This is a genomic window from Cryptosporangium sp. NPDC048952 (assembly GCF_043197895.1).
In the GTDB taxonomy this organism is placed as follows: domain Bacteria; phylum Actinomycetota; class Actinomycetes; order Mycobacteriales; family Cryptosporangiaceae; genus Cryptosporangium.
In genome coordinates, this window is the sequence record NZ_JBICTY010000013.1 from 48,926 (window position 1) to 75,256 (window position 26,331).

The 26,331-nt window shown below is 67.0% G+C and carries 24 protein-coding genes and 5 pseudogenes; 13 read left to right on the plus strand and 16 right to left on the minus strand.

Annotated features, from left to right (window positions below; all coding sequences use genetic code 11):
* Positions 1-88: 88 nt before the first annotated feature.
* Positions 89-253, plus strand: coding sequence for a hypothetical protein (locus ACGFY5_RS44060; RefSeq protein WP_392730955.1), 165 nt, complete (start codon positions 89-91; stop codon positions 251-253).
* Between the two features lie 78 nt (positions 254-331).
* On the opposite strand, the gene ACGFY5_RS44065 is transcribed toward ACGFY5_RS44060, so the two are convergent.
* Positions 332-1,873, minus strand: coding sequence for a hypothetical protein (locus ACGFY5_RS44065; protein ID WP_392730956.1), 1,542 nt, complete (start codon positions 1,871-1,873; stop codon positions 332-334).
* Positions 1,874-1,890: 17 nt separating this feature from the next.
* Positions 1,891-2,802: an ATP-binding cassette domain-containing protein gene (locus tag ACGFY5_RS44070; RefSeq protein WP_392730957.1), complete on the minus strand. Its 912-nt coding sequence runs from the start codon at positions 2,800-2,802 to the stop codon at positions 1,891-1,893.
* Positions 2,803-2,915: 113 nt separating this feature from the next.
* Between ACGFY5_RS44070 and ACGFY5_RS44075 the strand changes: the two genes are divergently transcribed.
* Positions 2,916-3,479 carry a TetR/AcrR family transcriptional regulator gene (locus ACGFY5_RS44075; RefSeq protein WP_392730959.1) on the plus strand — a complete coding sequence of 188 codons (564 nt, stop codon included), beginning with the start codon at positions 2,916-2,918 and terminating at the stop codon, positions 3,477-3,479.
* A 213-nt stretch (positions 3,480-3,692) separates the two neighbouring features.
* Entirely contained in the window at positions 3,693-4,283 is a 591-nt protein-coding gene (locus tag ACGFY5_RS44080) for a hypothetical protein (protein WP_392730961.1), read from the plus strand.
* A gap of 545 nt (positions 4,284-4,828) precedes the next feature.
* Here ACGFY5_RS44080 and ACGFY5_RS44085 read toward each other — a convergent pair.
* On the minus strand, positions 4,829-5,500 hold the full coding sequence (locus ACGFY5_RS44085; RefSeq protein WP_392730963.1) for an SAM-dependent methyltransferase: 672 nt from the start codon (positions 5,498-5,500) through the stop codon (positions 4,829-4,831).
* 370 nt (positions 5,501-5,870) lie between these two features.
* Between ACGFY5_RS44085 and ACGFY5_RS44090 the strand changes: the two are divergent.
* Positions 5,871-6,729, plus strand: a pseudogene (locus ACGFY5_RS44090) (IS3 family transposase); the annotation flags it as partial.
* A 291-nt stretch (positions 6,730-7,020) separates the two neighbouring features.
* Positions 7,021-7,413 carry a GNAT family N-acetyltransferase gene (locus ACGFY5_RS44095; RefSeq protein ID WP_392730965.1) on the plus strand — a complete coding sequence of 131 codons (393 nt, stop codon included), beginning with the start codon at positions 7,021-7,023 and terminating at the stop codon, positions 7,411-7,413.
* Between the two features lie 103 nt (positions 7,414-7,516).
* On the opposite strand, the gene ACGFY5_RS44100 is transcribed toward ACGFY5_RS44095, so the two are convergent.
* Together ACGFY5_RS44100 and ACGFY5_RS44105 are read right to left on the minus strand one after the other, a co-directional pair.
* Positions 7,517-7,642: a hypothetical protein gene (locus ACGFY5_RS44100; RefSeq protein WP_392730967.1), complete on the minus strand. Its 126-nt coding sequence runs from the start codon at positions 7,640-7,642 to the stop codon at positions 7,517-7,519.
* A gap of 12 nt (positions 7,643-7,654) precedes the next feature.
* Positions 7,655-8,260, minus strand: coding sequence for a toll/interleukin-1 receptor domain-containing protein (locus ACGFY5_RS44105; protein ID WP_392731028.1), 606 nt, complete (start codon positions 8,258-8,260; stop codon positions 7,655-7,657).
* A 31-nt stretch (positions 8,261-8,291) separates the two neighbouring features.
* On the opposite strand from ACGFY5_RS44105, the pseudogene ACGFY5_RS44110 reads away from it, so the two are divergent.
* A pseudogene (locus ACGFY5_RS44110) lies at positions 8,292-8,726 on the plus strand (SpoIIE family protein phosphatase); the annotation flags it as partial.
* Positions 8,727-8,770: 44 nt separating this feature from the next.
* On the opposite strand, the gene ACGFY5_RS44115 reads toward ACGFY5_RS44110, so the two are convergent.
* Positions 8,771-8,947: a hypothetical protein gene (locus tag ACGFY5_RS44115; RefSeq protein ID WP_392731041.1), complete on the minus strand. Its 177-nt coding sequence runs from the start codon at positions 8,945-8,947 to the stop codon at positions 8,771-8,773.
* An 82-nt stretch (positions 8,948-9,029) separates the two neighbouring features.
* On the opposite strand from ACGFY5_RS44115, the gene ACGFY5_RS44120 reads away from it, so the two are divergent.
* Positions 9,030-9,272, plus strand: a complete 243-nt coding sequence (locus ACGFY5_RS44120; RefSeq protein ID WP_392730969.1) for an acyl carrier protein — start codon at positions 9,030-9,032, stop codon at positions 9,270-9,272.
* A 1,339-nt stretch (positions 9,273-10,611) separates the two neighbouring features.
* On the opposite strand, the gene ACGFY5_RS44125 is transcribed toward ACGFY5_RS44120, so the two are convergent.
* A complete protein-coding gene (locus tag ACGFY5_RS44125) occupies positions 10,612-10,854 on the minus strand; it encodes a hypothetical protein (RefSeq protein WP_392730970.1) in 243 nt (80 codons plus the stop codon).
* Complete coding sequence (locus tag ACGFY5_RS44130) at positions 10,845-11,225, minus strand: PRC-barrel domain-containing protein (RefSeq protein WP_392730972.1); 381 nt, start codon at positions 11,223-11,225, stop codon at positions 10,845-10,847. Before ACGFY5_RS44130 ends, ACGFY5_RS44125 begins: the two co-directional genes overlap by 10 nt.
* 294 nt (positions 11,226-11,519) lie before the next feature.
* Between ACGFY5_RS44130 and ACGFY5_RS44135 the strand changes: the two genes are divergently transcribed.
* From ACGFY5_RS44135 to ACGFY5_RS44145, 3 genes are all read left to right on the plus strand, one after another.
* The gene (locus ACGFY5_RS44135; RefSeq protein WP_392731030.1) at positions 11,520-11,978 is read left to right on the plus strand and encodes an STAS domain-containing protein; all 459 of its coding nucleotides are present in this window, start codon (positions 11,520-11,522) and stop codon (positions 11,976-11,978) included.
* Positions 11,979-12,326: 348 nt separating this feature from the next.
* On the plus strand, positions 12,327-12,755 hold the full coding sequence (locus ACGFY5_RS44140; RefSeq protein WP_392731031.1) for a DUF4383 domain-containing protein: 429 nt from the start codon (positions 12,327-12,329) through the stop codon (positions 12,753-12,755).
* A gap of 775 nt (positions 12,756-13,530) precedes the next feature.
* On the plus strand, positions 13,531-13,812 hold the full coding sequence (locus ACGFY5_RS44145) for an STAS domain-containing protein (protein WP_392731033.1): 282 nt from the start codon (positions 13,531-13,533) through the stop codon (positions 13,810-13,812).
* A gap of 785 nt (positions 13,813-14,597) precedes the next feature.
* Here the strand turns inward: ACGFY5_RS44145 and ACGFY5_RS44150 are convergent.
* Positions 14,598-15,231, minus strand: a pseudogene (locus ACGFY5_RS44150) (hypothetical protein).
* Between the two features lie 956 nt (positions 15,232-16,187).
* Between ACGFY5_RS44150 and ACGFY5_RS44155 the strand changes: the two are divergent.
* Positions 16,188-16,980: pseudogene (locus ACGFY5_RS44155) on the plus strand (transposase family protein).
* Positions 16,981-17,257: 277 nt separating this feature from the next.
* Here the strand turns inward: ACGFY5_RS44155 and ACGFY5_RS44160 are convergent.
* The 5 genes and pseudogenes from ACGFY5_RS44160 to ACGFY5_RS44180 form a co-directional block, all read right to left on the minus strand.
* Positions 17,258-18,472, minus strand: coding sequence for a methyl-accepting chemotaxis protein (locus ACGFY5_RS44160; protein WP_392730974.1), 1,215 nt, complete (start codon positions 18,470-18,472; stop codon positions 17,258-17,260).
* 339 nt (positions 18,473-18,811) lie between these two features.
* Positions 18,812-20,631 (minus strand): annotated as a pseudogene (locus ACGFY5_RS44165) (IS481 family transposase).
* A 131-nt stretch (positions 20,632-20,762) separates the two neighbouring features.
* Positions 20,763-21,269: a hypothetical protein gene (locus ACGFY5_RS44170; protein WP_392730976.1), complete on the minus strand. Its 507-nt coding sequence runs from the start codon at positions 21,267-21,269 to the stop codon at positions 20,763-20,765.
* A 255-nt stretch (positions 21,270-21,524) separates the two neighbouring features.
* A complete protein-coding gene (locus ACGFY5_RS44175; protein ID WP_392730978.1) occupies positions 21,525-22,772 on the minus strand; it encodes an FAD-dependent oxidoreductase in 1,248 nt (415 codons plus the stop codon).
* Between the two features lie 78 nt (positions 22,773-22,850).
* Positions 22,851-23,201, minus strand: a complete 351-nt coding sequence (locus ACGFY5_RS44180) for a MarR family winged helix-turn-helix transcriptional regulator (RefSeq protein WP_392730980.1) — start codon at positions 23,199-23,201, stop codon at positions 22,851-22,853.
* A gap of 190 nt (positions 23,202-23,391) precedes the next feature.
* Here ACGFY5_RS44180 and ACGFY5_RS44185 point away from each other — a divergent pair, with 190 nt between their 5' ends.
* Together ACGFY5_RS44185 and ACGFY5_RS44190 are read left to right on the plus strand one after the other, a co-directional pair.
* On the plus strand, positions 23,392-24,072 hold the full coding sequence (locus ACGFY5_RS44185; RefSeq protein WP_392730981.1) for a DUF3159 domain-containing protein: 681 nt from the start codon (positions 23,392-23,394) through the stop codon (positions 24,070-24,072).
* Complete coding sequence (locus tag ACGFY5_RS44190; RefSeq protein ID WP_392730982.1) at positions 24,069-24,665, plus strand: antibiotic biosynthesis monooxygenase; 597 nt, start codon at positions 24,069-24,071, stop codon at positions 24,663-24,665. The genes ACGFY5_RS44185 and ACGFY5_RS44190 overlap by 4 nt, the downstream gene beginning before the upstream one ends.
* Here ACGFY5_RS44190 and ACGFY5_RS44195 read toward each other — a convergent pair.
* Positions 24,606-24,989, minus strand: coding sequence for a transposase (locus ACGFY5_RS44195; protein ID WP_392730983.1), 384 nt, complete (start codon positions 24,987-24,989; stop codon positions 24,606-24,608). The genes ACGFY5_RS44190 and ACGFY5_RS44195 overlap by 60 nt on opposite strands.
* Positions 24,990-25,057: 68 nt before the next feature.
* A complete protein-coding gene (locus ACGFY5_RS44200; RefSeq protein ID WP_392730984.1) occupies positions 25,058-25,798 on the minus strand; it encodes a response regulator transcription factor in 741 nt (246 codons plus the stop codon).
* Between the last annotated feature and the right edge of the window lie 533 nt (positions 25,799-26,331).

The following is a 26,331-nucleotide window of genomic DNA, read 5'->3' on the forward strand; positions in this document are numbered from 1 at the left end:
GTGAGCCGGCGCTCGCCTGGGCATACCTCGACCGGCATTGCGGGAATTGCTTTGCGCGCCCATCCGGGACGGCGACGAGGTATCCGGGATGCTGTCAGGTTTCGCCGGCACGGAGACCGACGACGTCCTGCCCACCGGGCTGCTGATCGCGGTCGCCGTCCAAGTCGGGCAGTTCCTGGCCCGCCGGCGCGCCGAGGATCTGGCCCGGGAGCCGGCCGGCGCGCGAGCGGACTTCACCGCGTTCGGTGACTGATTGCGCGTCGTTGCGAGGGAGCAAACAGGCCAGCGGGTGGGTAGCCCGGTGACCGAACCCAGGGCCCTTGGTTAGGGGCTAGCCCTTCATGAGTCCCCGACGCCTGAACAGCGCCACCGACAGCAGCACACCGATCCCGGCGCACACCGTGGTGGTCACCGCCTGCGCCTGCCGCCAAGGATCCAGCGGGACCTGGCCGCTCCATTCGAACGGCGACAGGTTACGCAGACCTTGACCGAGGTCGAGGGGATCGCCCAGGAACGTGACCACCAAGCCCCACCCGACCAGCGTCCAGCTGGCAGCCGTCGCGGCCGGAACGGCCGCGGCGAGCAACAGGGCCGCCGCCGCGACGAATAACACCGCGGGGGCGTAGGCGAGCGTGGCGGTCAGTCCGTCGGTGAAGGCGGAGCCCTCTCGGAGGCCGAGGGCCAGACCGAGACCGATCAGCAGGCCGGTCGAGGCCAGAGTCAGCAACGACCAACCCCCGGTGATCGCGGTCGCGGAAAGCCAGGCCTGCCGGCGGCCGACTGCCGTGGAGAGAATCCATCCCAGCCGGCCGAGTCGTTCTTCCCTCGACCAGGCCGTGACTGTCTGCACCGCGACGGCACCGGCAAACAGGGCGTTGATCTGTGCGTAGAGGGCGACCAGCGTGTCGAGGGCCACGCCGGCGTTCTCGGGCCGGGTTCGGCTCATCAGGATCTGCATGTCGTTTCCGAGAGAGCCGAAGGCGAACGCGAAGATGCCGGAGCCGATCAGCCAGGCCAGCGCGCTGCCCCGGGTCAACCGGAGGATGAGCCCTGCCGGTGACGCCGTCCAGTGCGGCGCGCGCGCCGGGCCGGGGCGTGGGGTGAGGACCCCGGCTCCCAGGTCGCGCCGCTGGGAGATCCGCAGCGCCAGACCGGTGAAGGCCACGATCACAAGGAGGTAGGCGACCCAGGGCCAGCTGATCAGCCGATCAGCGAACGGCCGCGTCTCGGCCAGCCACGACCCGGGGCTGCTCCAGGTTGCGCTGGCGTGGCGGACATCGATTACGGCGCGGAGGAGGTAGGTGAGTAGGAAGACGGCCAGCGCGAGGCCGTAGGCTTGGGGTGCGGTCTGCGCGAGTTGAGCGGCGACCAACCCGATCGCGGCGAACGTCAGCAGCAAGAGGGCCAGCGCGGCCGGGTACAGCAGCGAACCCCGAGCCGGATAGCCCAGCCCGAGGAGAACCGCACTGGCACCGGTCGCCATGAGCGTCGCCGAGATCGCGACTACGGTCGCGCCCGCCGTCAGCGGCGCCAGCCGGCCGGTGCGGCCGGCGGTCAGGATGTCGAGGTGGCCGGTGTCCTCCACCGCCCGGGTGTGGCGGATGGCCAGCAGGAGCCCGGCGACCGGAAAAAGGACGAGGGAGAGGAAGCCCATCTCGTTGGCGAGCATTCCGCCCAGGTCCGTCAGCTCATACCCCCGACCCTGAAAGGCGGAGATTCCGCTGACTCCCGCGTAGGCGGCGGCGTAGACCTCACGGCTGGCCGGCGTGGGGTACCGATTCACCATCTGCACCGCGACCGCCGCCACCAGCACCACGAGCACCGCCGGGACAACCAGTAGTGACGCCCAGCCCGTGCGGAGGAGCAACCACACACAGCTTCGGTACCCGGTCATGACACGGCCCCGTGCCAGGCCAGGAAGAGCTCATCGAGGCTCGGCGGTTCCACCGTCAGCGACGTGGGATGACAGGCCGCGACCAGCGCCAGGGATTCTCCGAGAGCTTCCGCGACGGTCTTGAACGAGGTCCGGACGACCTCCCGGGCATCCTCGGTCACCAGGGCGGTCACACCCGCGACGTTGTCCAGGCCCGGGATCGGGTTGTCCGTGACGGCCGTGACCTGGGTGAGGGTGTGGGCGCGCAGCTCCTCCAGGCTGCCGCGGGTAATCACCTGGCCGTTGCGCACGATGCTCACCCGGTCACACAACGCCTCGACCTCGGCCAGGATGTGACTGGAGAGCAGTACCGTGCGGCCCTCCTCCGTCGCCTCCCGGATGCACTGCTGAAAGACCGCCTCCATCAGCGGATCCAGGCCCGAGGTCGGTTCGTCGAGGAGCAGGAGGTCGGCATCGGTCGACAGTGCTGCGCACAGCGCGACCTTCTGCCGGTTGCCTTTGGAGTAGGTCCGGGTCCGCTTCGTCGGATCCAGCTGGAACCGGGCGATCAGCTCGGTTCGCCGCTTCTCGTTCGGGCGTCCCTGCGCTCGCGCCAGGATGTCAATGCATTCACCGCCGGTGAGTCCTGGCCACAGCGCCACGTCGCCGGGGACGTACGCGACGCGCCGGTGGGCAGCGGCGGCCTCGCGCCAGCAGTCCAGACCGAACACCCGGGCCGCGCCGCCGGTCAGCCGTAGCTGGCCCAGCAGCGCCCTGATCGTCGTGGACTTCCCCGCTCCGTTCGGGCCGAGGAAACCATGCACCTCCCCCTGCTCCACGGTCAGGTCGAGCCCATCCAGGGCCCGCGTGCGTCCGAAGGTCTTGAGGAGGCCCACGGCCTCGATAGCAGGGACGGTGGTAGGCGTCATCAGCCACGAACTCCTCGGCGTTCGGCGATTTCGTTCCCCGATCATCGAGACTATGAAAGTAACTGTCAACTTGACTGTCACTACCAAAATGTGGGCGGACGTAATCTGTACGGATGCCGCTCACCCTCCGCGAGCAGAACCGGCTGGCCACGATCGAACGGGTCATCGTCACGGCGCTCGACCTGTTCGACGAACGCGGCTACGCGCAGGTCACCATCGAGGAAATCGCCGCTGCTGCCGGCGTCTCGCCGAGCACCTTTTACCGGTACTTCGGCACGAAGGAGGGCCTGTTCGCAACCGACACCTACGCCGTCGCCGGCGTCGACTTGCTTGAGGAGGAAGTCGATCCCGATGACCTGCCCGGCTCGATCGGGCGGATCATCGCGCGCATCGCGACCCACTCCAGCGGCAGCGCCTGGCGCGGCATGCGCTACGTCCTGGAAGAACCGACAGTCCGCGCCGCGGTATACGCCTCCGGCGACGCGATCAGCGAACGCCTGGTCACCCTGCTTCACGCCCAGGGCGTGGATCCCATCCAGGCCCGCGTCACCGCACGGAGCTACTTCTTCGGCATCTACTTCGGCGCGCTGGAGCAGTGGCACCTAGACGGGCGCGACCGTCCGCTCACCGCCTACGTGAAGACCGCCGTCTCCGCGCTACGGCGCAGCCTCGGGTGAGCTCGCGGCCTGTCAAAGACCGAAAATCCCGAGCGTGTCGGCGTGATGGGGCAGAGGCTGCACATGACCCCCTCGTCGGCGTCATCTCCCAGACCCTCGTCCCGGGCAGTGTTACGTCAACGGCTAGTACCGCAAAGACGGCACCTACGTGAACGGCTACTGGCGCCGCTGCAGCTGACCTCCAGGACCGCCGAGAGAGGCGGCGCACGGCGCGTGTCGAGAGCCCGAGCCTGCTCGCCCGCCAACCCCGGCGACTACCGGTCACCGGCGGTGCTGGTCGACGTCGAAGGAGTACTGGCGGACCTGCGCCCGTTCGAACACGAGCTGTCTCCCGGCAGCGAGACCGGCGCGCGGAAACGGTGGACGGCGTTCTTCGCCCACATCCCCGAGGCCGGGCTCATCGAAGCCGGCGCCGAGCTGGTCCACGCACTGACCGCGATCGGTGCGCGCGCGCAGTACTCCACCACCCGCCCGTACTGGGCTGCCCGCGCCACACGTGACTGGCTGGCCGCCCGCGGCCTACCCGCCGGGTATCTGTACTCCCGGTCGCCCAGCAACGGCAAGACCGGCTACGTCCACAGTCAGTTCCCCACGCTCGGTCCCGCCGCCACGATCAAAGCCGCGCACTGCGCCTTCGTCCATGACCGGGACGGGCTGGGCGCATTCATCGACGACGAACCCGACGCCGTGACCGCGCTTCGTCACTCGGGCTTTCCCGCCGTCCTGCTCAGCGACCTGTCCGCAGCCACCACCCGACAGCTGCATAGCCTCACCCGGCACCGCCGGCTCGCGCCCACGACCTAGCCCGGACACCTCGGATCAGCGATCTGCGGCGCGCCGGCGTCGAGGCCTTGACGTCGACCACCGCGCGGGTCGTGAACCTTGCCGAGAGACGGGCCGTGTGCCTAACGCGACCGGACGACGCCCCGAAACGGTCGTATCGCAGGAGAATCACCGCATCGTATCGGCGTGCGCGCCCGAAACCCGCGAGCCGACGCGAAGCGGGGCCGCGCCGCTGACACACGGCGCGGCCCCACAGCGGACCCTCAGCCCAGATCCTTGATTCGCCTACCGGAGAACGCGCTGGATCAGCCACCGCCGGGTTCGTCGCGAGCAGGCGAGGCCCTCTCCACCGGCCATCCGGCGACCTCGGCGATTTCTCGCGGGTGCCCCGTCGTGAGGCGGTGAGTGGCGACTGGGAGTGAGAACGGGTTGTCGCGCCCGGCGTGTCTTGGTAGTGGGCCGCCGTTTGCTGAGGCCAGCACGTGGCAGGTCGACGTGTCCGCGGCAGAGGTCTCCACGGAGAGGGCGCGCTCAGCCGACACGCGTGTTACCGCAGGGACCGGCGCCTACGGTATACGGGCGACGGCGCCGTAGGCGGAGGTCTCGTGGTCCTCGGGCATCGGCAAGTCCGACGAGTCTTCGCGACGCCACCGGTGGATTAGTGACACGCCCGGCTCGACCAGCTCCAGGCCGTCGAAAAACCGCGCGAACTCCTCGCGGGTGCGGGGCTGGCCCTCGGCGCTGACCGCCGGCTCCAGCAGCCGGCGCTGGTCAGGGTCGTAGTAGTCCCAGCTGTTGTGGCTCATCGCCAGGTACGACCCCGGCGGCAGCGCGTCGACCAGCTGCCGCACCAGCCCGTAGGGGTTCTGGGCGTCTTTGAAGAAGTGCAGGACCGCGATCAAGCTCAGCCCCACCGGCCGGGTCAGGTCGAGAGTCCGGGTGACCTCGTCACTGCGCAGAATGTTGTCCGGGTCGGACAGGTCGGCCTGAAGGTAGGCGGTCTGCCCTTCGGCGCTGCTGACCAGTAGAGCTCGCGCGTGGACGAGGACCAGGGGGTCGTGGTCGACATAGACCACCCGAGCCTCCGGGGCGATGCCTTGTGCGACCTCGTGCAGGTTCTGGTGGTCACGCTCATCGCATTGGCCGCAGCCACCGGCCTCACTCTCCGCTGAGAGACGGCGGGCGCCCGGCCGAGACGCCGACCGACAGGCGACCGCCCGAGCAGAAGCGCCGACCACAGCCCGCCAAATACACGACGAGCCCCGGATCGCCTCACGAGCCGGCGCGAGCGGACAGCGCGTGCATTCGCCAGAGCGCGCACCGTCGAGGTGGATGGCGCCGTTCCTACGCCGTGGCCGATCGGGCGTGGTCAGCAGCCGTCGGGCCCGGACGGCGGCGGCCCCGACGACGGTGTCGCGGTCGAGCAGGTCCGCCGGGCGGCAGCTCCCAGACGGTGAGCTGGTCCGTGCGGGCGCAACGACGACACTGCGGTACGCGCGCCAGCAGAGGTGTCAGCGCTCGGCCAGATATATCGTGAGTCACCTCGCGCCGCCGGACCCGACCCTGGCAGCACCCGTCCGGATCTGCCGCCCCGAAGCCTCACAGACGTATCCGCTGGTCCTCGACCTTGCCGCTGATGGTGTTCGGCGTTGCGGTGACCTGCCGGACGCTGGGTTTCTCCAAACAAGCCTTCTACCAGTGGAAGACCCGACCGATCACCGACCGGGACTGGGACGACGCCCATTTGATCAATGCCGCCATCGACATCCACCACGACGACCCGGAATTCGGCTATCGATTCATCGCCGACGAACTCGCTGATCAGGGCATCGTCGCGAGCGGCAACCGGGTCAACCGGCTCTGCACCCAGCAGCGCCTCTGGTCAGCTCACGCCCGCAAACGCGGCCGCAGCCGACGGCCCGGACCGCCGGTCCATGACGACCTGGTCCGACGCGAGTTCACCGCGGCCGAACCGAATCAGCTCTGGCTCACCGACATCACCGAGCATCCGACCGCCGAGGGCAAGCTCTATCTCTGCGCAGTCAAAGACGCCTGCTCACGGCGGATCGTGGGCTACTCCATCGACGCCCGCATGACCTCTGACCTGGCGGTCAACGCGTTGCGCAACGCTCTGGCCCTGCGCGGCCGGGCCGAGGCGATCGTCCATTCGGACCGAGGCAGCCAGTTCCGGTCCCACGCCTACCTGCACGCCCTGCGTGACGCCGGGCCGCGCGGTTCGATGGGCCGGGTCGGGACCTGCGCCGACAACGCCGCGATGGAATCGTTCTTCGCGCTGCTGCAGAAGAACGTCCTCAACCGGTGCCGCTGGCCGACCCGCCAAGAACTCCGGCTGGCGATCGTGACCTGGATCGAAAAGACCTACCACCGCCGCCGACGCCAGAACGCTCTCGGGCGGCTGACCCCGATCGAATACGAGACACTCCACCACACCGCTCACGCGGCCTGACTCCGCTCAACCGCCGAAGTCAACTGAACTCTGGGCAGTCCCTGCCCGACACGCATACGATTCGGCTGTTGAGTGCTCGCAGCCCGCCGCGCAGGCGGCATCTCGTTCGGCGTTGGCAAAGTTCGGTCAGCGGCTTCTTGAGTGCGACGGCCGGTGGTTCAGAGCTCTGGCTGTAGGCATTTATCAACTGCCATTCGGTCTGCCACGATGGCGTGATGCCTGATGTCCATGTGATTGTGCGCGGGTACCAGCCCCGCGGACCGGAGAGTCGTTCTAGCGCTTGCCCCTCGGTTGACGATCGGCGTCGCGTCGTGGCGCGACTCCTCAGCAGTCGGCTCCGCTGTTGCCGGTTGGGTTAGCGACTCGCTCGACCACTTCGATGACCCCGATCACCAGGTCCATGTCGCCGTCGCGAACCATGAGATCGTCAGGATTGTGACCGCTGGCGAGCGCCGTCACTTCACCGGCGAGGTAGACGCCTACGTCGGGGAGTTGGCGGTGAAGGCGGGCCACGAGCGCGGAGGCATCGGCTCGCTACTGATGCGCGCCGCCGAACAGTGGGCGCGCGACCGTGGCCTGCGCCGTTTGACTCTGGAGACCGGTGCCGCCAACCGCGCGACGCGGGCGTTCTACGCCCGCGTCGGCTACTACGAAGAAGATGTACGGCTAACCGAGTCCATCTAACGCTCCGCGGAAGAAGCGGACGTTACGATCCTCGCCAGGCGTGAGATAGTTGCGTAAGCGCAACAGGGGCACCGAGGTCACAGTCCGAGCATCCGCCGGGCCGTCACACGGCGATAAGTTCCGCGATCTTCTTGGCGATGCCTTTCATCGAGTCCTCTTCGGTGCTCAGCCCGTTGCGGGACCCAAGGAGCGGGCTGACCGCCCGAATCTCGTCATATGTGAACTCCATGCGCGACAGGAATCAGCAGGTCACGTGCGAGCAGTTCCGAGAGTTCCTTCTCGGATACCCACCGCTCTCGACGCGCCTGAGGAATGCGGGCGTGATGAGGACGAGGCCGATTCGCGTCTTGGCTAGGCCTTTGTCGATCTCCCGCATGAAGGGCTGACCAAGGATGATGTCCTTCTCGCTAAACCAGACCGACACGCCCTCAGTTTCGAGGAGGTTGTGCAAGTCCGTTGCGGTCTTTCGCCGGTCGTCCCAGGCGCGGCAGACGAACAGATCATAATACTCGGTCCGCGGTCCTACCGCTTCGACCTTCCTGCGGTAGCGATCCAGCGTCGCGACCTCGTCTGAGGTGTAGGCAACGGGCGAGTTGGCTGGTGACCACCGCGGCCGCGCAGAGTGGCTGCCACCGCTGCCACCGGAGGGTCGGCTTCTCCCGCCATCGCGGGAGAAGCCTGGCGACGAGTAGGACGTGTTAGGCCGATACGACGATCGGCCATGGACGGGGCATGCGGCAGCACCGCTGGACGTCCGGTGCCCTTTACTGGGCGCTGTGCATCGCATGAATTCACTATAGGAACGACCTCCGACAGTTCCGGCCGTGCGACTGTCGCAACCGCTCATCGGCACTACAGAAAGTTCGCGCACCCCGTAGATGACAGCCCTCGGCGCAACACCCGTGGTCCCATGCCTACCGCACCCATACACCGCAACGGGCCGCGACGACGGACTCTCGCGAGCAACCCGCCAGCCGGCAGCTCGTACATTCCAGAGCCTGAGCCGTCGCCGACCGACGACGAATACTGCTAGCGAGGCTGAAAGCTCACCTGCGGCGCCTACTGCAACGCCCGTCGCCGTGGCCTGGACCCTCCCTGCCGCCGTCACCGCCGTCGGCCAAGCGCTGCACGAGCAGTTCGGTGCGCGGAAACTGGTCAGCGGGGGGCTGGCCCAACTCGACACCGTCACCGGAGACCTGCACTGGGTGCTGGCCGGGCACCCACCCCCGGTCCTCATCCGCGGCCACTCCCTCCAGCAGATTCTCGAGGTTCGACCACACCCGCCCGCTGGGTATAGGGCTCGACCGGGCCGGTCCCGGGCCGAACGAGGCTCGGGCCTGGCGACCCGGGTCCTCTTCTACACCGATGGCCTCCCAAGGCCCGCGATACGCACGGTGAACAGTTCGGCCTCGACCGGCTCGTCGACTTCCTCATCGCCCAGGACAAACGTGGTTACACCGCACCAGAAACCCTTCGCCGTCTCGTCCACGCCCCCCTCGACCACCACCACGACCGGCTCGACGACGCCAGGCACAGGTGTAGGCGGTCGGAGGACGGGTAGAAGATCACATCCGATCACGAGCGGCGGTCTCCGCCGCTGAGAGGAGGCCCGAAAGATGGCAACCGGCGAAACAGGCTTCGACGACGTCAGCTTCGATCTGATCTCCGTTCAGTACCACTCGCTGAAAGCCGGCCACGACTACGGCCAGTACGTGCGTGATGCCAAGAACGCCGGACGCGACGACATCGCGTCGTTCTTCGAACAAGTCATGAGCGAGGACTCCGCGCGGGCCAAGCAGTGCCACGACTTCCTCGCTCAGCTGTCCGGCAGCAGCGACTCCGGCCCGGCACTGACCTGACCTGCACGACTAACGCTGAATCGCAGGAACGGGGCGGCCGGCGGAGGACTCTGCCGGCCGCTTCGGTCTTATGCCTTCGACCGGTATCGCATGATTCGCGTCATTACTGGGGCTGGTGGTGCACCCAGCTTGCCATGCCCCCGAGTGTGGATCACCCCTCGGGCGCTCCCGGGTGTGGTGGTTCGGTCCGCCGACGCAGATGTCTCACCCGCATGACGGCGTCCCATGCCTGGCTCCACACGGCTACGGCGTTCTGCTTCGACCGCGCGGCGTACAGCTGACGGTCGTGCGCATTCGAATGTGCGCGGACGGCGTACTCGTGCAGCGCACGCGCCTTCTCGGCCGGTGTGGCAGCATCACCCTCGATATCTCCTATTAGCGGCATCAACCAGATCGACGCAACTCGAACGTCGAATTGTCCGCGGCCAGCGAGGATCCCCGTAGGGCGACCAGTGGAAAGGGACGTATTTGGCCGCCATTTTTACGTACCGTTCGACGAGCGGCGCGGATCGAGTCGTTTTCTTGCGGCGACCACTCGATGGGAGATTTCTTGCATGGATGCCGACCAGCCCACCTGGGATGACCTAGTCGCCGAGGCGCGCCATCGCGGACTGCGATCAGCTGGCCGGGCGGACGAAGCGCGCGACCGAATAGTGAAGATGGCGAAGGCCCAGCGCTCACCGAGCCCCAGCGTCAGGCCGTTACCCTTGCCCACTACAGCAGACTCTCTTATCGCCGCGTCGCGGAAATCTCAGCGTGCCGCCGCCCACAGCCGCACGATGGATGCGCGACAGCCTGGTCCAACGCCGTGACCGCCGCCACCATGACGCGGAGGGCCGGTCGGCTACCCACCACGTCGGCCTCCCTGTTGCAGCCCCACCGAAGATCTAGCTCCGTCCGGACGGAACGAGGCGCGCAAGCGTCGGTCACCCCTGCCCGCTAGCTCCTCAAACCCTGCAGCGCCGACGGCCTAGACCGTTAAGCGAGTGGGCCACAGCGCTCGATCTCAAGCGGCCGAAGGCCACGCAGCCCTAGCGGCCCGACAGCCGCCGCCAACGACGCCCAACGCGATCCGGCCGCGGCAGGTCATCCACAACCTGCTTAGCAACGCCATCAAAGAACCCTGGTCCGCGGCAACGACACCGCAACCCCGGCGACCGAAGTCACCGTAACCGACATCGGTATCGGCATCCCACCCGAGCAGCTCCCCAAGACTATTCACCTAAGTTCTTCCGGCCGCTACCGCCCTGGAACACGGCACCAAAGACACGGGCCTAGGGCTCGCGGCGGCCCCGCCCGGGCTTCATCGTCCCTCGGTTCCCGAGATTCTTGGGCCGGGTTACGGCTGTTCTCGGTCGAACGCGATCCGACCCATAGACATCAGCCACGCGACGAGCAGAACGGTGACCACGATGCCGACGACCGCCGACCAGCCAAAGAAGACCAGTAAGGGCACAGACATCACGAGGGAGGCCGCGGCGAGGGCCGACGTTCCGCCCCGCCGAACCGACTTGCCCCGGCTGAGGCGGGCGGCCCTCGACATGAAACGCGGATTGTCCGCGCGTAGCAGGATCATGTCCAAGCACGACTACCACCTTCTCCAGGAGCCAGCAGACCGTCAGCGTCGTCGTTCGGACAGCAGCGGATACGGCGCGCCGAGCGTGCCGGGCCCCAGAAAGGGCTGTAGCCGTACAAGTTGCTGCAGCAGCCGATGTCGTCGGTGAGTTCCGGGTCGTAGGCGGGCGCATCCGCGACCGCCTTGCCCGACTGGTCGACGTGCACGTCCTCGTCGATGCGAGTCACCGCCTCGGCCGGCACGAACGACGGTGTCGCTCCGAAGCCGAGGATCCCGCCGGATTCGACGCGCAGGAAACGGACCCGGCGCTCGTCTGCGTCGACGAGCAGGTCGTCGACCTTGCCGATCTTCTCGCCGTCGCGATCACGGACGCGCATGCCGCGGATGTCTTCCTCCGGTGCCGCGACCGTCTGCCCGCTGTCGCTGAGCCGGACGAGCGTCGGAGAGGATCCGGTAGCTACTGGAGGGCTCCTCTCGACGGAGGTCGGTCCGCCCGTGACGGACGATTGCCCTCGGTTGACGAATGATCGGTGGCGCTCGCTCGTGGGAAAACTCGCCCGGGGTCTAACCACGAATCGTGAGGTCAGACCTATCCCGGCCGAATTCCGCCCAGATCGACCTGTTTGGGCCCTGCCGTTTCGGTAATCCGCGAGCGTGATTCCTGTTATCGGATGCTTTCTGAGCGCTCCTCGTGGAGTGCGCGGCGATCGGCGATCTACGTGACCCCTCTTTCTCAGGGTCAGGACCCTACAGTGCCCGCCGCGCCGTATACGGAGACCTTCGGGCCTGACGGTCCGAACGGATTGAGTGCCGTCCGGACGAGAAGCGGTGCGTGCCTGGTTGTGTACCTCGACGGGGTGCTGGACACCGTTACCGCGCCCGGCCTGACAGCGTTACTCGGACACGCCTGCGTCGCTCGCGACGTCGACGCGGTCGTGATCGATGTGCGAGGTGTGACGTTCTTCGGCACTGCCGGCCTCACGTGCCTGGATGCCGCAGCCCGCGCGGCAGCCGGACGCGAACCACGATGGACGTGCGGAATGTGCCTCCGTTGGTCCGCGAGGTGCTCAACGCCGTGGAACTCCATCCCAACTTGCACCTCGAGCCGCCGCCGTTCTGACTCGCGATAGCTACTCGGCTCGGCGTCCCTGCTCCGGCTGACTCGGATCGCCGACACTGACGGCTTCGGTCCCCGCCGAGTGGGACCGAACTGAACGTCTCCTATTTGGTCGAACGCCCAGAGCGCATGACGAAGCCGACCGGACGCAACGACGCGCGACCGCCGGCTCAAGATCGACCAATCCGACCGGTCCGCGGCAACGAATCACCTGTGCCTGGCGCCTCGCCGCCGCGAGTACGGCGGGAGCGGCCGAGTCGGGCCGCTTCCTGTAGCTCGGATCGGGGCGTCGGCGACCCAAATCGACCGACACAGCGCGACGAAGGAGCAAACTGTGTTCGCCAGTCAGCAACAAACGAGGATGTCGAAGCGCCCGCTGATACAAGTCGCGGCCGTCGCAGTAGGAGCCGTATTCCTGCTCGTCGGAATCGCAAGCTTCGTCCCGGGCCTCACCAGCGACTACCACCAAATGTCCGCCGCCGGCCGCCTGTCCCACGCGAAACTGTTGGGCTTCTTCGAGGTCTCGGCCCTTCACAACGCCGTACACCTCCTCTTCGGGGTCGTCGGCGTGATGCTGGTACGTACCCCGGTGAGTGCCCGCTGCTACCTGGTCGGGGGCGGCGCGATCTACCTGATTCTCTGGGTGTACGGCCTGCTGATCGACCAAGGGAGCGCGGCGAACTTCGTCCCGGTCAATACGGCCGACAACTGGCTCCATCTCCTGCTCGGGGTGGGCATGCTCGCAGTGGGCATGCTGCTCGGCCGGCGTGTCGCCATCTCGGCTCCCTGACCTACCCGATCGTCACCGAACGGACCGCCTGCTGATCCGGGGGGCAGCCCGGACCGGTCAGCGGTCATCTCGATCGGGGCGCGACCTCATCCGCTCAGAAGCAGGCCGAACGCATGTCTCCGCAGGGCCGCAAAGCCAACGAGCTCGTACTCACCGCCGTGGTGATGACCCTAGTGTCGATCCTCGTCGCTCGCACAGACTTCCCGCTCCAGCCAACAATGTTCGAATCCGAGAGCGCGGAGAACGCACTGGCGTACCGCATCGATTGGAGATCTCCCACCGGGACATGGAAAGTGTGGGAATGGGGTCTAACTGCCCCGGAGAACCGTGCCGCTCAGCTCCAGACTCATCGTCGTCAGTGCATGCGAGAGTCACCCACCCACGAATGCCGCGCAATAGTTGCCGCCGAGTTCGATAGCGTGTCGGCCGCACGCAACTATCAGCGAACCCGATGCCGCCCATTCCGCAGCACCACGCGCCGACCCCCGCCCGGCCCGACATACTGCCATTGACGCCCGGCACCCACGTCCACCGGCCTAGAGCCGAGGCTGCGAAACCCAGTGCACCTACCCTGGTCAACGAGCTGGCCAAGAGCGCCGTAGTGGCCGACTGCACCGCGGCGCCCCACGCTGCTCGATTGAGCTGTCCTCGCCCCCGTCGGGCTTTCAAACCTTTCTCCGCATGTCGCGGACGGGGGCCGACGCCAACAAATGCACCGAATCAGAGGTGACTTCCAGTGGCACGAACGATGAGCGCTTCTTCCCGCTGCGCATGGATGGTATCCGAGAATCTGTTACTCGTTCGGCTCATAGGAATCGTCGACGTGGCGTCATTGCGAGAACTCGATTCAGTCGTCAGTAAAGCAGAACGAGCGAAACTCCGATTTGCCGTGGTCGACCTCTCCGAAGTGGCGCTCTTCACCGCCGTCGGCCTGAATTTTCTCTCGCGTCTCATTACGGCGTGCGAAACTGTTCAGCTCGTCGGACTCGATGGGCAGCCAGAAATTCGCCGAATGCTGGCGGCAGTCGGCCTCGAACCTCACCTCATCATCCACTGAGAGCCTGTGTACAAATTCAGGCGATTGAGGGTGGGGGAACGCGCGGCAGGGCTGCCGAGCCGCGGGCCGCCCGCCGTTCGGCGTCGAACGGCCGGAGGGTCGGCTTCTTCTATTCCAGCGCCTGAACACCGCGCAGACAGCCTCGGTCACTACCAGAGTTGGGTCACCGACGGCATTCAGCCCTGAGCCGGTATCCTCCCCACCGACGCCGCCCGCACCGGGCGATGGATCCGCTTCGCCCCAGTCGAGGACATCGACGCGGCGCCGGGAAGGCACGCCCGCGCTCGGCCGCCGCTTCAGAGGCCCGCGAACCCGGTTTCTCGCCGCCGGCGAGTGGGTTGTGCGGCCTCAGCCCGGGAGGCCACAGAGTTCCTTGCCGGGCTGGTGGTCGGCAACAGCAGACCTCCTTCGATGCCCATCGCGACGCCCACCGCCGGCGACTGCTCGAATCGGCGAAGGCTTTCGTCACCGAACTCGGCCTCGAGCTGCGGACGCGAATGAGCGACCCTCGCCAGCCGACCCTCGGGTGGCAGAAGCATCTCCCGGCTCGCTATCGATCAACGGTCTCGCGCACCGGCGCCTGTCGGCCCGATCATCGGCTGGCCAGCATCGTCAGCACCCTCACCGAGGGCAACGCCCGCTTCGCGGAGTTGTGGGCCGCCGCAGCGGGGACTGCTCGCGTAAGGGCGTGCCGCTGTTCGCCGTTGCTCCCTCGGTCGGCCGCGCGGTCAGCTGGACTGCCCCGAACCGGCCGACCGAACCGCTCCGGCGGCCATCCGATCGAACTATGTAGTTGCCGCGCCCAGGAGCGCGTCAGCTGCCTTCCGGTCACAGGCCGCCTCGACCAACGCGGCGAACAAATGTGGCAGGTCACTGCCGTCGACCAGACCGGCCAGCGTCTCGGGATCGGTCGGCAGGTGCAGGCGTTTCGCGCCTTCGCCGACCTTGCGGTCGGCGAAGGGCATCACATCGGCCCAGACCGCTTGGACTTCGCGCAGGAAGATGTCCGTGCCGGTGGGTCCGATGCCGGGAAACTTGGTGAGCCTGGTCCGCAGCGCTTCCGGATCACCCGGCGCCTCGGCGTGCAGCGTCCGCAGATCGCTCCGTCACTGGTTCTGACACAGCCCTGCCGCGTCGCCCGAGCAGGGTCGCCGTCCGCTCGTCGTAGCGCTTGTAACGGCCGCGCCCCAGCGCGTCGACCCGGTCCTGCCAGCTCGCATCGAGCATCCGCATCGGAGTGCGGTAACCGGCACGGAACAGCTGACCGGCGGCCGCCACCGCGACGCCGGCCGAGATCCGCGCGCTGAGCAGCGTCGCCCGGACCAGCAGCTGGTAGAGCGGCGAGGGACGGTCAGCCAGCCGGATACCGGCACGCTCGGACAGCGTCCGGCCATGCCGGTCGAGCAGCGCCCGCACCATCCTCTGCACGTCGCGGATCAGGACGCGTTCCTCCTGCCGGGTTCACTCGTCCGAGGATCGTCCGTACTCGGCGTCCGCGCCGTAGGAGCCCCGCCTGCAGAACGAGCCTGGCATGCCGCTTTTCGACCGGCTGCCGGGCGTCGGCAGCGTTGACGAGCTCATACGGGCCTGCTCGGTCAGCAGGCTGAACCTCGGCGTCGTCCGGCCGGTCGGACACCGGAGTACCTCCTAAATGCAGTTGCAGTTTTGAACGTTTGGCGCAGACGCCAGACGAGCAAGGCACCGGCCGGACACAACATCCCTACAGCAGCGCGTTTCGCGCTACCGTCGGCTGATTCGACCGCCGCCAGAAGTCCTATCTGCGAATACCTGTCGCCGAACAGTGCGAGGCCTTCTCGCTGGTCGGAGACTTCGCAATGTCGTACACCCGGCCCGACCTGCACCCGCATGCTGTCGGCGGACTCCGACGGCAGCAACCGCGGCGGTCACCTCATCGCCGCCGGATCGATCGGCCGACGACGACGTAGTGGTCGGTGACACGGTAGCGTCGTCGCGCACGATGAGCCGCTTGAAGCTCGGTCTCCCGACCTCGCTCTCGACGCATAGCCGTAGGGGTCACCAAATATATTGATGCCTATCAGTCCGACGTGGCTGCCTTCGGTAAGGCCCTGGATGCTTACAAGGCCAGTTACCCGGCGTGCTCGCAGTCGACGATCGACGACCTGGCTGGTCACTGGAGAGAACGGTTTCCTATCGGCGAGCCAAAGACGATGCTGAGAGTTTCGGACCCACCGTCGGATCACCATCCCCCACACCGTGATCGTCTCCCCAACCCCGACATCGACGCTTCGGAAAAGTCACTCCCCGGACCCGCCACCAACCACACTACGACCCCGGGCTTGACCTAGAGGACGTCTCGTAACCCGGTGAGGTCTGCCGACCGGCCATCGTGGAGGATGCCTGGTGTGTCGTCGCCGGTCATCACCGCGTCCCGCCGAGAGTGGATCGAGCCGTTCACCGGCCTATCCCCAGGCGAGTTCCGCAAGCTGGTGCGGCTGGTCTCCAAACGCGGCGGCGAGGAGATCCAGGACGGCCGTCCGGGCCGGCAGTGGGCCTTGGAACTGCCCGACCGCGTGCTGCTGATCGCCACCTACTGGCGGACGAACCTGACGATGCGGCAGCTCGGGCCGCTGTTCGAGGTCTCCCACTCGGCCGTGCACCGGGTGCTGGACACCCTCGGTCCGCTGCTCGCGCTGGCTCCGGTGCGTAAACGCCGGGTCGATCAGATCGCGATCGTCGACGGCACTCTCGTCCCGACCCGCGACCACACCCTCGCCGCGTCGTCGAAGAACTACCGGTACTCCACCAACCTGCAGGTCGCCATCGACGCGGACACCCGACTGGTCATCGCGGCCGGCCAGCCGCAGCCGGGCAACCGCAACGACACGATCGCCTACACCGACTCAGGGATAAAAGACCAGCTCAACGGGCGTCCCGTCACGGCCGACGGCGCCTACCGCGGCCACCCGGAGGTGATCCGGCCCTATCGCCGCGCTGTCGGGCAGGAACGGTTACCGGCCTGGCAAGAGGAATGGAACACCAAGCATCGGCAGGTCAGAGCCGCCATCGAACACTGCTTCGCCCGGATGAAGACCTACAAAATCCTCCGATTACCGCCGCGCCGCCCGCACCCTCCACGCCACCGCAGCCGGCATCGCGCTGCTCCACAACCTCGCGCTGACCGGATGACCTGCTGACCCGAACGGGGTCACTACCGCCCCGACCGAGTTACGAGACATCGTCTAGACGCCTAAGCCGGCTGCAACCTCGCGGGCAGAAGATCGCATTCGAGTGCGCCCAACAATGACCCGCCGGCGCCCTCGGGATGCGCCGTCGATGGTCAGCCGACTTGGAGCTCCAGGCGGTTTCCCGACGCATCAATGGTAGGAAACCGCAGCGTTCGTCCAGGAGTTCGTTCGGCTCCGCCTGCCGGACAATGCAGCCCACTGCGGACGGGGCGGGCTCTTCAGCCGGTGGTATTGCCGGTGAGTCGACGGAGGCCGGTCATGATCTCGCGAGATGCCTGCGAAGCGGTACCCAGTTGCTGGGTGACCTCTGCCAGCACGGCCGCCTGTTCGTCCACGGCGCGAGCGATGTCATCCTGCAAGTCCTTTACCGTCTCCACCACTCCTGCGGTGGAAGTAAAACTTTCCGCGACAGCCGCGGTCTCGCCGACGATCGCCGCAATCACCCGACTGACTTCACCCGCCGACGAAGCGGTCTCGGTCGCCAGTTGCTTCACTTCGCTGGCAACCACCGCGAAGCCTTTTCCGAGGTCTCCGGCACGGGCCGCTTCGATCGTCGCATTGAGAGACAAAAGGTTGGTCTGCCCGGCCAGCTGCGCGATAAGCGCATTGACCTCGGCGATCTCTCCGACCGATCGCTCGAGATTCTGCACTCGTTCCGATGCGCTCCGGGCGGCGGAACGCCCAGCGGATGCGGTTTCCGACGCGTTCGACGACCGTCTGGCGACATCTTGGACGGTGGCAGACAGCCGCGATAGCTCCTCTTCGACCGCCGTCACCGCATCGAGGGCTACCTGGGCACCGGCGCCGATGACACCGGCGTCGGCCGCTAGCTGGCTGGACCGTTCAACCGCCTCTGCCGCTCGCCGCCGTTCGCTCTCGGACGCCTGTTCAGCAGCTTGCTGGTCCAGCCGAGTACGTTCTTGCCGTTCCTGGTCGGTCCGCGCGGCCAACTGCTCGGCTTCCCTCTCCGTTTCCTCGGCGAAGCGCCAGAAGACGAGAATGCCAATGACTTCCAGCACGGCCAGGCCGGCATGCACACCGACCATGATCAACGCATCAAGGTTGCTCATGTGGTGCATGCCGAAAACGCGCTCGGGTTCCAGCATTCCCAGGCCCGCATGGTGGACGACGACTACACCGACAGACCAGATCAATGGCGTCCACTGCTGGTACAGCGCGATGAAGATCAGAATCGCGTAGAGATGGATGTGCGCGGCCATCTCGCCACCGGACAACTCAATAGCCACGAAGGTCGACGCGATGAGCCCCACGCTCGTGCACTCTGCCCGAATCCTCTTCGAAGTACCGAACGTGCCGGCCAACGCGAGTACTCCCACCGCCGACGACAGAGCAAAAGCCTCCCACCGGGCCATCGGCCCCAGCACACCGATCAGGACCAGCACCGGCACGTGCAACCAAAGGATGCGTCCCACGATCCGATGGCGAGCTGACCACGACCCATCCGAGAGCCGAGCCCCCCGCGGCATTCTTGCCAGCAGCGCACCCACGTCGCTCTCATCGGCAGCTACGGGCGAGACCTGAGAGACACCGTCTGCCACGTGGGTCTTGCCCCTTGATCCTGGACAACTTGATGGAACTCCTACTCGTACTGCTCCTGAACAGACAGCCCGGACCGCGAACGCGGCCTGGGCTCACGGCTGTACGCCGACCCGAACACGGCCCCCGACCAGCCCTACGCGAACACAGCGGCACGAGAGTGCATTCGTCAGGCTGTCGCTGTGTGGTCTCAGGGGATGCTTGACCGATCGTCGTCAGGACATGCTTGACGGTTGATCGGGTTGGGTGTTCATCCCGCGGGAGTGCACGCGGGTGATCGGGCCGGTGTCGCGGCGGGGCCGGACGGCGATTTCTTCGTCGTTGTGTAGGACGCGGTAGTGGGTGTCCTCGATGACGACGGTGACGAGTTTCCCGCGGTGACGCTGGCCGAGCTTGATGCACTGGTTGTTGACCGAGATCCGGCCGTGGGCGTGGACTCGGCGCAGCGCGCGGATGGATCCGGCGGGCAGCGGCGGTGGTGGAAGGTTGGTGGTGGCGGTGCGCGCGCCGATGAGTTTCGCGGCTTTCTCCGGGCTGAGCGGGCTGGGCCAGGTCCCGGCCAGGGCGCCGTCGGCGATGGCGTGCATGAGGTGCCCGTCGAGGCGGAGGGTGATGCGGCGACCGGCCCAGGCGGCGCCGACAACGTGGGTGCCGCCGCCGATCCGGACGACGCCGTCACGGTGGACTTGCCGTTCAATCTCGATGGCCTGCCCGGGTTCGAGAACCGGCGCGCCATTGCGGCGGCGGACGGCGTCGCCGGCAGACGGCGGCCCTGCGGGCCGGGCGCCGCGCATCGTCAGATAGGCCAGGTCAGTCGGGGTGAGGCGGATGGCGCGGTGCGCAGGACCTGCCCATGGAGGCTGACGTGGATGCTGCGCTGGTCGGCCCAGACCGTCACGGTCTGCCCGGCCAGGCCGCGGCCGACGCTGACCACCTGCTTGCCCGAGACGATCGGGATCTCGCCGCCGGAGGGCACGAGGTGGTCGAACTCGACCGCCGCGCCCGACGGTGAGACAGGCGGCTCGATCACCCCGATCCCCACCAGGCCGGCCGGCAGCGCCGTCTCCACCGGCTCTGCAGCGGTCACGACCGGAGGCGCAGCCGTTCCCAGATCCTCGTGAAGCTGCTGCTCGCGATGGGCGTTATGCGGCCGGAACAGGCTGGCCGGGGTGCTCATCCCGATCGCCTGATGCGGCCGCTGATAGTTATAGGCCTGCACCCAGGCATCGACTGCGGCCTGCGCCGCGGCGGCGGACTCGAACGGTCCGGCGTGGTCGAGGAACTCCCGGCGCAGGGTCTGGTGGAACCGTTCGATCTTTCCGGTCGTCGTGGGTGACCGGGGCTTGGTCAGCCGCTGGTTGATGCCGTTCTCGCGGCAGGCCCGTTCGAAGAGCACCTCGACCGGCTGCGGTTTGATGTGTCGGCCGGTGAACTGTCCGCCGTTGTCCGTGAGCACCTCGAACGGCGCCCCGAACCGGCGCAACGCGGCCAGGAACGCCGTCACGACCGCCCGGCCGGACGGGACCGCGACCACCGCGGCGACCACGATGAACCTCGAGTGGTCGTCGATGCCGGTGACCATCTTGCATTCCCGGCCCGAAGCCAGCCGGATCCCGCCGACCAGGTCCAGCTGCCACAGGTGCATCGGTGTCTCGCGCTGCCGGCGCTTATAGACCCGCTTGTGTTGCTGTTCCTGCTCCCGGACCAGGCCGTTGCGGGCAAGAACCCGGTGCACCGTCGCCCGCGACGGACCGGCTCCGGGCTCCGAGGCCAGTTCGTGGGCGATCCGGCGGGCGCCCCATCGGGGATGGCGACGCCGCAATTCACAGATAGCCGCTTCGACGTCCGCGGCCAGCCGGGTCGGGCTCGAGGCCGGCCGCCGGGACCGATCGGTCAGGCCCGGAATGCCTTCGGCCTCAAACCGGCGCCGCCACGTGTGAAGAGACTGCCGCGACGTGCCATAACGTGCCGCGACCTCACCCACCGGAGACCCCGCCAGGACCTCCCGGACGGCCCGATACCGGTACTCGGCCATCGCCTGCTGATCCACTACCCACCCAGCCGCCGATCCAGAAAGGACGACGCACACAACCAGGTCAGCGACTTACCCGTCAAGCATGTCCTGAGCACGAACTGTCAAGGAAGTCCTGAGACCGCACATTGTCATCAGCCGACAGTCGCCTGTCCGTCTACATTTCTTCGCCACAGTTCGTCGTCGTCAGCGGGTCGGCCCGACGTGCGGATCGTCCCTCGAAACTCTGGGTCGAACTGACGCCGGATAGCGTGGATCAAGGTCGAGTGAGCCGATTCAACGGGGCGCCGAAGCGCCGCCCACTCATCTTGCGACGAGTGTGACTCGTCGACCGCTCGTGTCAGACGCCAGATTGCCTCATCGAGTGCGTACGCGCTGTCGACGACCACCGGCGTGCAGAGCAGTGAGATCTCAGTAAGGGCATGGTTCCACGAGGCCCAGTCGATGGCGGGCGCTTCGCCTCGGCGAGAACGCGCGAGCATGTCGTAGATTGCCGCATAGCGTTCCAGAAGACGTTGGCACGCGCGTAACTGGGCATCGCGTGTCCACTGCCGACTGGTATTCCGGGCACCCAACCAGGCGCCGAGGGCTACGCCGCAGAGAGCAAGCGCACCGGTCACGATGGATACAACGGCGGTCATGCATGGATCGTGGCAGTCTGGCGCCATCGACGGGCCGTCGCTGGTGCGCTAGAGGCCAATCGGACCGAGCCACCGTGGAACCCAGAGCCGGGGGCGCGCCGACACCTGTTCTGAAGACGTACCACGCCAGCGGCGCGCACCGCACCGCTGCCTCTCCCACTGCGTCAGGAGAGTGCGTGCATTTCTCAGCCGACCATCCAACGGCGAATTTCATCGTCAATTATCACGAGTGGCAATGGTCTGCGCAGTGAATTCTTATCGGACCGTGGGGCCGAACATTTTCTTTTGCAGCATCGGTAGGTGGTTGCCGATTCGGAGCAGTGTGCGGAACGCGGTTCGGCTGGACGGTTGGGCGAGGGTGGCGTTGGTGGCGTTGCGGGTGGAGAGCCTGAGGGCTGGGTTGGCGTATCGCCGCATGGCGATTTCGTAACGGCTGATGGCGTGAAGTGGGTTGTCGGCAGCGGCGATGGCTCGGCGGAGTTGGTCGGCATCGCGCAGGGCGGTGTTCGCGCCGATACCGGCCATGGGTGTCATGTTGTGGATGGCGTCGCCGAGCAGGGTGATCGGTGAGGGTGCCCATTCGGGGAGGGTGGGCATGGTGCGCAGGGGCACGGCGTCGACGGCGGCGGGATTGGTGGCGTCAACGATGGCGCGTAGCGGCTCGGCCCAGTCGTGGATCCGGTCGGTGGCCAGTTCCTTGAGCTGGGCGCCGTCGTAGTCGTCGACGCCGGTGGGGTAGGACGTTTTCGCGGCTGCCCAGGCCCAGACGATGTAGCGGTCGGCGCCGTTGCTGATGTCGGTGTTGTCGGGGTCGCCGGTCGTCCAGGTGGAGAGGAACATCCATCCGGTTCCGGCGGGTACGACGTTGTTGATGCCTCCGTCGGTGAGTTCGCTGGGCAGGAGGGAGGCGAGTTCGGTGGTGAGTGGCGTGCGGCCGGCGATGTTGAGGATGCCGAGGTCTTGGCGTTGCAGTTCGGGCAGGCGCTGGTGGCGGACTCGGGAGTTGCTGCCGTCGGCGCCGACGAGGACGTCGCCGTCGGCGTGGGTGCCGTCGGTGAAGTGTGCGCGAACGCGGGTGCTGGTGAGTTCGTAGTGGTCGAAGGTCTTGGTCCAGTGCACGGTGGGTTCGCGGTCTGAGTCGGCGCCGATGAGGAGGGCTTTGCGCAGCTTGCCGCGGCTGATGGCACGGCGTTTGGTGATCGGGTCGGTGGCGTGTTGGGGGAAGCGCTTGTCGATGGTGGCCAGGACTCCGTTGTGGGGGTCGTGGAATCGGATGATCAGGGGTGCCGGCATGCCGTCGGCGTCGATCTGTTTCCAGTTTTCGGCGGGCAGGCTGTTGTGCAGGGCGCGCAGGCCGTCGGCGTTGAGGTGAATGCCGTAGCTGGCGGGTTGCCCGCTGTGGCGTGGCGAGCGTTCGTAGACATGGGCGTCGATGCCGATGTGGCGCAAACCGTGCAGGAGGGTCAGGCCGCCGAGGCCGGCCCCGATGATCAGGACACGCATGTGGAGCCTTCCGTGAAGGTGATGCGGGCGTACGGGCACGGCGAATTGCCGATCAGTGCGTGAGGTAGGTCAGGGTGCTCAGCTGCCGACCATGGTGCGTAGCAGCTGGTTCAGCTGCCGGGTCTGCTCCGGGTTGAGTGACGCGGTCGCGGCCGCTTCGGCGGGCTTCGCGGCCTCGCGAGCCCGTTCAAGGACCTCGCGTCCGTGAGCGGACAACGTGACCGCGCGAAGCCGGCGGTCGCCGGGTACCAGCTCGCGGGATGCGAGGCCGAGCCGTTCAAGGTCGTCGACGATCCGCACGATTGACGCCTTGTCGTGGTCGGTCTGCGCGACCAAGTCGCGTTGGGTGAGAGGCCCGCTGGCGCGCAAGCGCATCAGAACCATGAGATGGCGCCGCTCGAAACCAAACGGATGCAGGGCCTCGTCCATCGCGGTGGCAATGCGGTCGTGAGCACGCCGCAAGAGGAGGCCCAAGGCGAACGGCGACCCGTCATGAGGAGTCTCAGGAGTTTCTGCAGGTGGCGCGGCCATGGGGCTAGCTGCATCAGTAGGCACACGCTGATACTAACTCACCTAAAACAGACTTGCCAGAGACTGTTTCGGGTGAAACTATATTGCCATGGACAATCGACGAGCTGTGGTCCCCCAGGCCGGGTCCACTCCCCACTCCGCCTTCCGGACGCCGGCGAACGCGCCGCAGTCCGGCTGGGCCGCGATCAAGCAGACCTGGAGCGACCCGGAGCGCTGGGTCGCCGGGTTGGTAGCTGCCGCACCGAGTCTGGCCTTCATCGCGGTCAACGCGGCAGCCTCGCTGTATCCGGCGATCTTCGCCGCCGCCTCGGCAGCGATCGCCGGGCTAGGCTACCGGGTGGCGCGTCGGCAGTCGCCGCGCTCGGCGCTGATCGGCATCCTGGTGGTGGCGGTTTGCGCTGTCGTGGCCGCCGTCACCGGACAAGCGCGCGGATTTTTCCTCGTGCCGACGCTGATCCCGTTCGCGGTGATCCTGTTCTGTCTGGGTAGCATCGTGGCGCGGCGCCCACTGACCGGGTTGATCCTCAACCGGGTCACCGGCGGCCCCCGTGAGTGGTACCAGCACCGCGAGCTGCGCCGGGTGCACTTGATCGCTACCAGCACGGCCATCGCCATCAATGTCGTCAACGCTGCCATACAGATGATCTTCTACGGCCGTGGGGACACCGTGGTACTGGCGGTCGCGCATGCCGCGACCGGCCCGGTCTTCGCGACCCTCGTTGCGGTCACGATCGTCGCGGTCCGCCGCACGCTAGCGCGGCAGCGATGACCGCGGCCACAGCCGACCCGGACAGCACAGCGCTCGTGGTGACGAGCGTGTTCACCGTCGCACAGCAGCATCAGCGGCATCTATTCGCACTGCTCACCGCCAACGCTCGCGAGGTACTCGAGAAGACGTCGGGATTCCTCGGCTCCACCTTGACCCGCTGCGACGACGGACAACACATCGTCCACCAAGCCCGATGGCGTGATGACGCCGCACTGGCCGCCATGTTGGCCGACCCGGCTGCCCAGGCCAATATCGCTGCCACTCGGGCCCTGGCCACCGTACAGATCTTCCGCTCGCATCACATCGAAGAATTCGGCGCCCCTTCATCCAGCACCCGGCACCGGCTGCCGAGCAGTTCTCCTCGCGATATCCCAGTCGTCGGCCGACCGGACTCCTCCGACGGGGTAGCGTCTAGGCGCTCGGTCCGCTGCTCTCGCCTGCGGCTTCCCACGTTGCTTGTGTGGCTCACATATGGCTTTTCGCGGGCCGGGCGTCGTCACGGGGTCGGAGTGGCTCGAGAGCGCCTCTGTGTGTCAACCCGCGGCCGCGCCGAACCGGAGCTGGTCATTGAACCGGAGCTGGTCATTGAGTAGGCGCCGGTAAAGGACATTGGTCAGACGTCGTTTCAAGGCCCGACGGGCTTCGGCGGAAGTCTTTCCTTCGGCAAGTTTGCGCTGGTAGTAGACGCGGCCGGGTGCGGGATCGCGGGCGTGGCAGACGACGATGGTGTGCAGGGCGGTATTCAGTTGCCGGTTGCCGGTGGGATTGAGCCGATGACGGCGACGTTCGCCGCTGGAGGCCTCGAGCGGTGAGGTGCCGGCATAGCTGGCGAATTGATCGGCCATCAACGACGTTTCACCGGCGGCGGCGAGCAGTTGGGCAATGCCGCGGGCGATCACACGAACAGTGCTGGGCACGGCGGCGGCCGTCTCTCTTTCTTTTGAGGCACATGTTCGGTTTCGCGGCCAGCGGTGAATGTCGGCCGCTAAGCGACGAGAAGGGGGCTACCGGAGTCGCCTTGGGGAGCGGCGGGACCGGTGGGCGGGGTGGTTAGCCGGTAGCGGTAGCCTATACCCCGAACCGACTCGATGGGCGAGTGCGTGGGGTCGGCCCAGCCGAGCCGGCGACGGAGCCGAAGGATCGCGAATTTGACTCGCTGGGGGGCGATGCCGGTGGGGTCGTCCCAGACTCGATCGAGCAGCTGGGTCGGGGAGAGAACCACATTCCGGTTGCGAGTAAGGGTCTGCAGCAGCCGAAACTCCAGCCGGCTCAGGGTCACCGGCGCTCCGTCGGCGTACGCGGTCCGGGTGTCGGTGTCCAGGCTCAAGCGGCTGTCGTTGTAGACGGCGGCCGACCAGTCCACGGCAGGGTGGCGGCGCAGTAGCACGCCGACTCGGGCGAGCAACTCCGCAACGGAGAACGGCTTGGTCAGATAGTCGTCAGCGCCACTACGCAGGGCGCGGAGCTTGTCCGCCTCCCGGCAGTGCGCGGTCAGGATCAGCACCGGCACGTCACTGATCTCCCGGATGCGTCCGAGGATCTGCCATCCGTCGAGGCCCGGTAGGCCCAGGTCCAGCACGACCAGGTCCGGTCTGGTTTCGAACAGGAGCCGCAGTCCGGCCGGGCCGTCGCTGGCGAGGGCGCCGTGGTGGCCGGCGCGGTCGAAGGCGAGCTTGAGCCCCAGCGCGATGTCGGAATCATCCTCAATGATCAGCAGCTTGCCCATGACGTATCCCCCGGGATCGAACGCGTAGGTGTGATGACCGCAATCCTCAAGGCACCAACGAGCCTTTTCATCCCTTCTCGGCCTTTATTAGATGTCCACCGCCGGTAGGAGAACGGTCGGTGATGGCTGACGACTCCAGGCGGACCCGATGGGTGACCGCAACGACTACGAAGGTGCGGATCGGTCGACTTCATGCAGGGCGCCATAAAGGGTCCGCCCTGCGGGGTCCCCCTGGAGTGGGAGGCCGCGACTCAGCGGTAAGGCTGACGTCCACACCGCGCGTCGTCGGTTATGAATGCTTTAGTCCGATTTCTATGGGAGGTAGCGATGACAGCAAGCATGGTCGGCGCGGACACTAAGGGGCAGACAGCGACCAGACTGCGACAAACAGTCGCGGCTGTCCCGCTACTGGCGATAATGACTTTCGCGACGCCGACCGCAGCGACGGCGGCGGAGTCCGCTGGGCCAGCCACCGCTGGGACGGAATTCGCCTCTTTGGAGCAGCCCGGCCTGAGTCGGGCGGGGGAAAGCGG

What these genes read in the sequence shown, in the direction of transcription:
- ACGFY5_RS44060 (WP_392730955.1), top strand. Translation starts at nt 89, where the DNA reads ATGCTGTCAGGTTTCGCCGGCACGGAGACCGACGACGTCCTGCCCACC.
- ACGFY5_RS44070 (WP_392730957.1), bottom strand. Translation starts at nt 2,802, where the DNA reads ATGACGCCTACCACCGTCCCTGCTATCGAGGCCGTGGGCCTCCTCAAG.
- ACGFY5_RS44075 (WP_392730959.1), top strand. Translation starts at nt 2,916, where the DNA reads ATGCCGCTCACCCTCCGCGAGCAGAACCGGCTGGCCACGATCGAACGG.
- ACGFY5_RS44100 (WP_392730967.1), bottom strand. Translation starts at nt 7,642, where the DNA reads ATGGAGTTCACATATGACGAGATTCGGGCGGTCAGCCCGCTCCTTGGG.
- ACGFY5_RS44105 (WP_392731028.1), bottom strand. Translation starts at nt 8,260, where the DNA reads ATGAGCGGTTGCGACAGTCGCACGGCCGGAACTGTCGGAGGTCGTTCC.
- ACGFY5_RS44120 (WP_392730969.1), top strand. Translation starts at nt 9,030, where the DNA reads ATGGCAACCGGCGAAACAGGCTTCGACGACGTCAGCTTCGATCTGATC.
- ACGFY5_RS44130 (WP_392730972.1), bottom strand. Translation starts at nt 11,225, where the DNA reads ATGCGCGTCCGTGATCGCGACGGCGAGAAGATCGGCAAGGTCGACGAC.
- ACGFY5_RS44135 (WP_392731030.1), top strand. Translation starts at nt 11,520, where the DNA reads ATGCTTTCTGAGCGCTCCTCGTGGAGTGCGCGGCGATCGGCGATCTAC.
- ACGFY5_RS44140 (WP_392731031.1), top strand. Translation starts at nt 12,327, where the DNA reads ATGTCGAAGCGCCCGCTGATACAAGTCGCGGCCGTCGCAGTAGGAGCC.
- ACGFY5_RS44145 (WP_392731033.1), top strand. Translation starts at nt 13,531, where the DNA reads ATGGTATCCGAGAATCTGTTACTCGTTCGGCTCATAGGAATCGTCGAC.
- ACGFY5_RS44170 (WP_392730976.1), bottom strand. Translation starts at nt 21,269, where the DNA reads ATGACCGCCGTTGTATCCATCGTGACCGGTGCGCTTGCTCTCTGCGGC.
- ACGFY5_RS44175 (WP_392730978.1), bottom strand. Translation starts at nt 22,772, where the DNA reads ATGCGTGTCCTGATCATCGGGGCCGGCCTCGGCGGCCTGACCCTCCTG.
- ACGFY5_RS44180 (WP_392730980.1), bottom strand. Translation starts at nt 23,201, where the DNA reads ATGGACGAGGCCCTGCATCCGTTTGGTTTCGAGCGGCGCCATCTCATG.
- ACGFY5_RS44185 (WP_392730981.1), top strand. Translation starts at nt 23,392, where the DNA reads ATGGACAATCGACGAGCTGTGGTCCCCCAGGCCGGGTCCACTCCCCAC.
- ACGFY5_RS44190 (WP_392730982.1), top strand. Translation starts at nt 24,069, where the DNA reads ATGACCGCGGCCACAGCCGACCCGGACAGCACAGCGCTCGTGGTGACG.
- ACGFY5_RS44200 (WP_392730984.1), bottom strand. Translation starts at nt 25,798, where the DNA reads ATGGGCAAGCTGCTGATCATTGAGGATGATTCCGACATCGCGCTGGGG.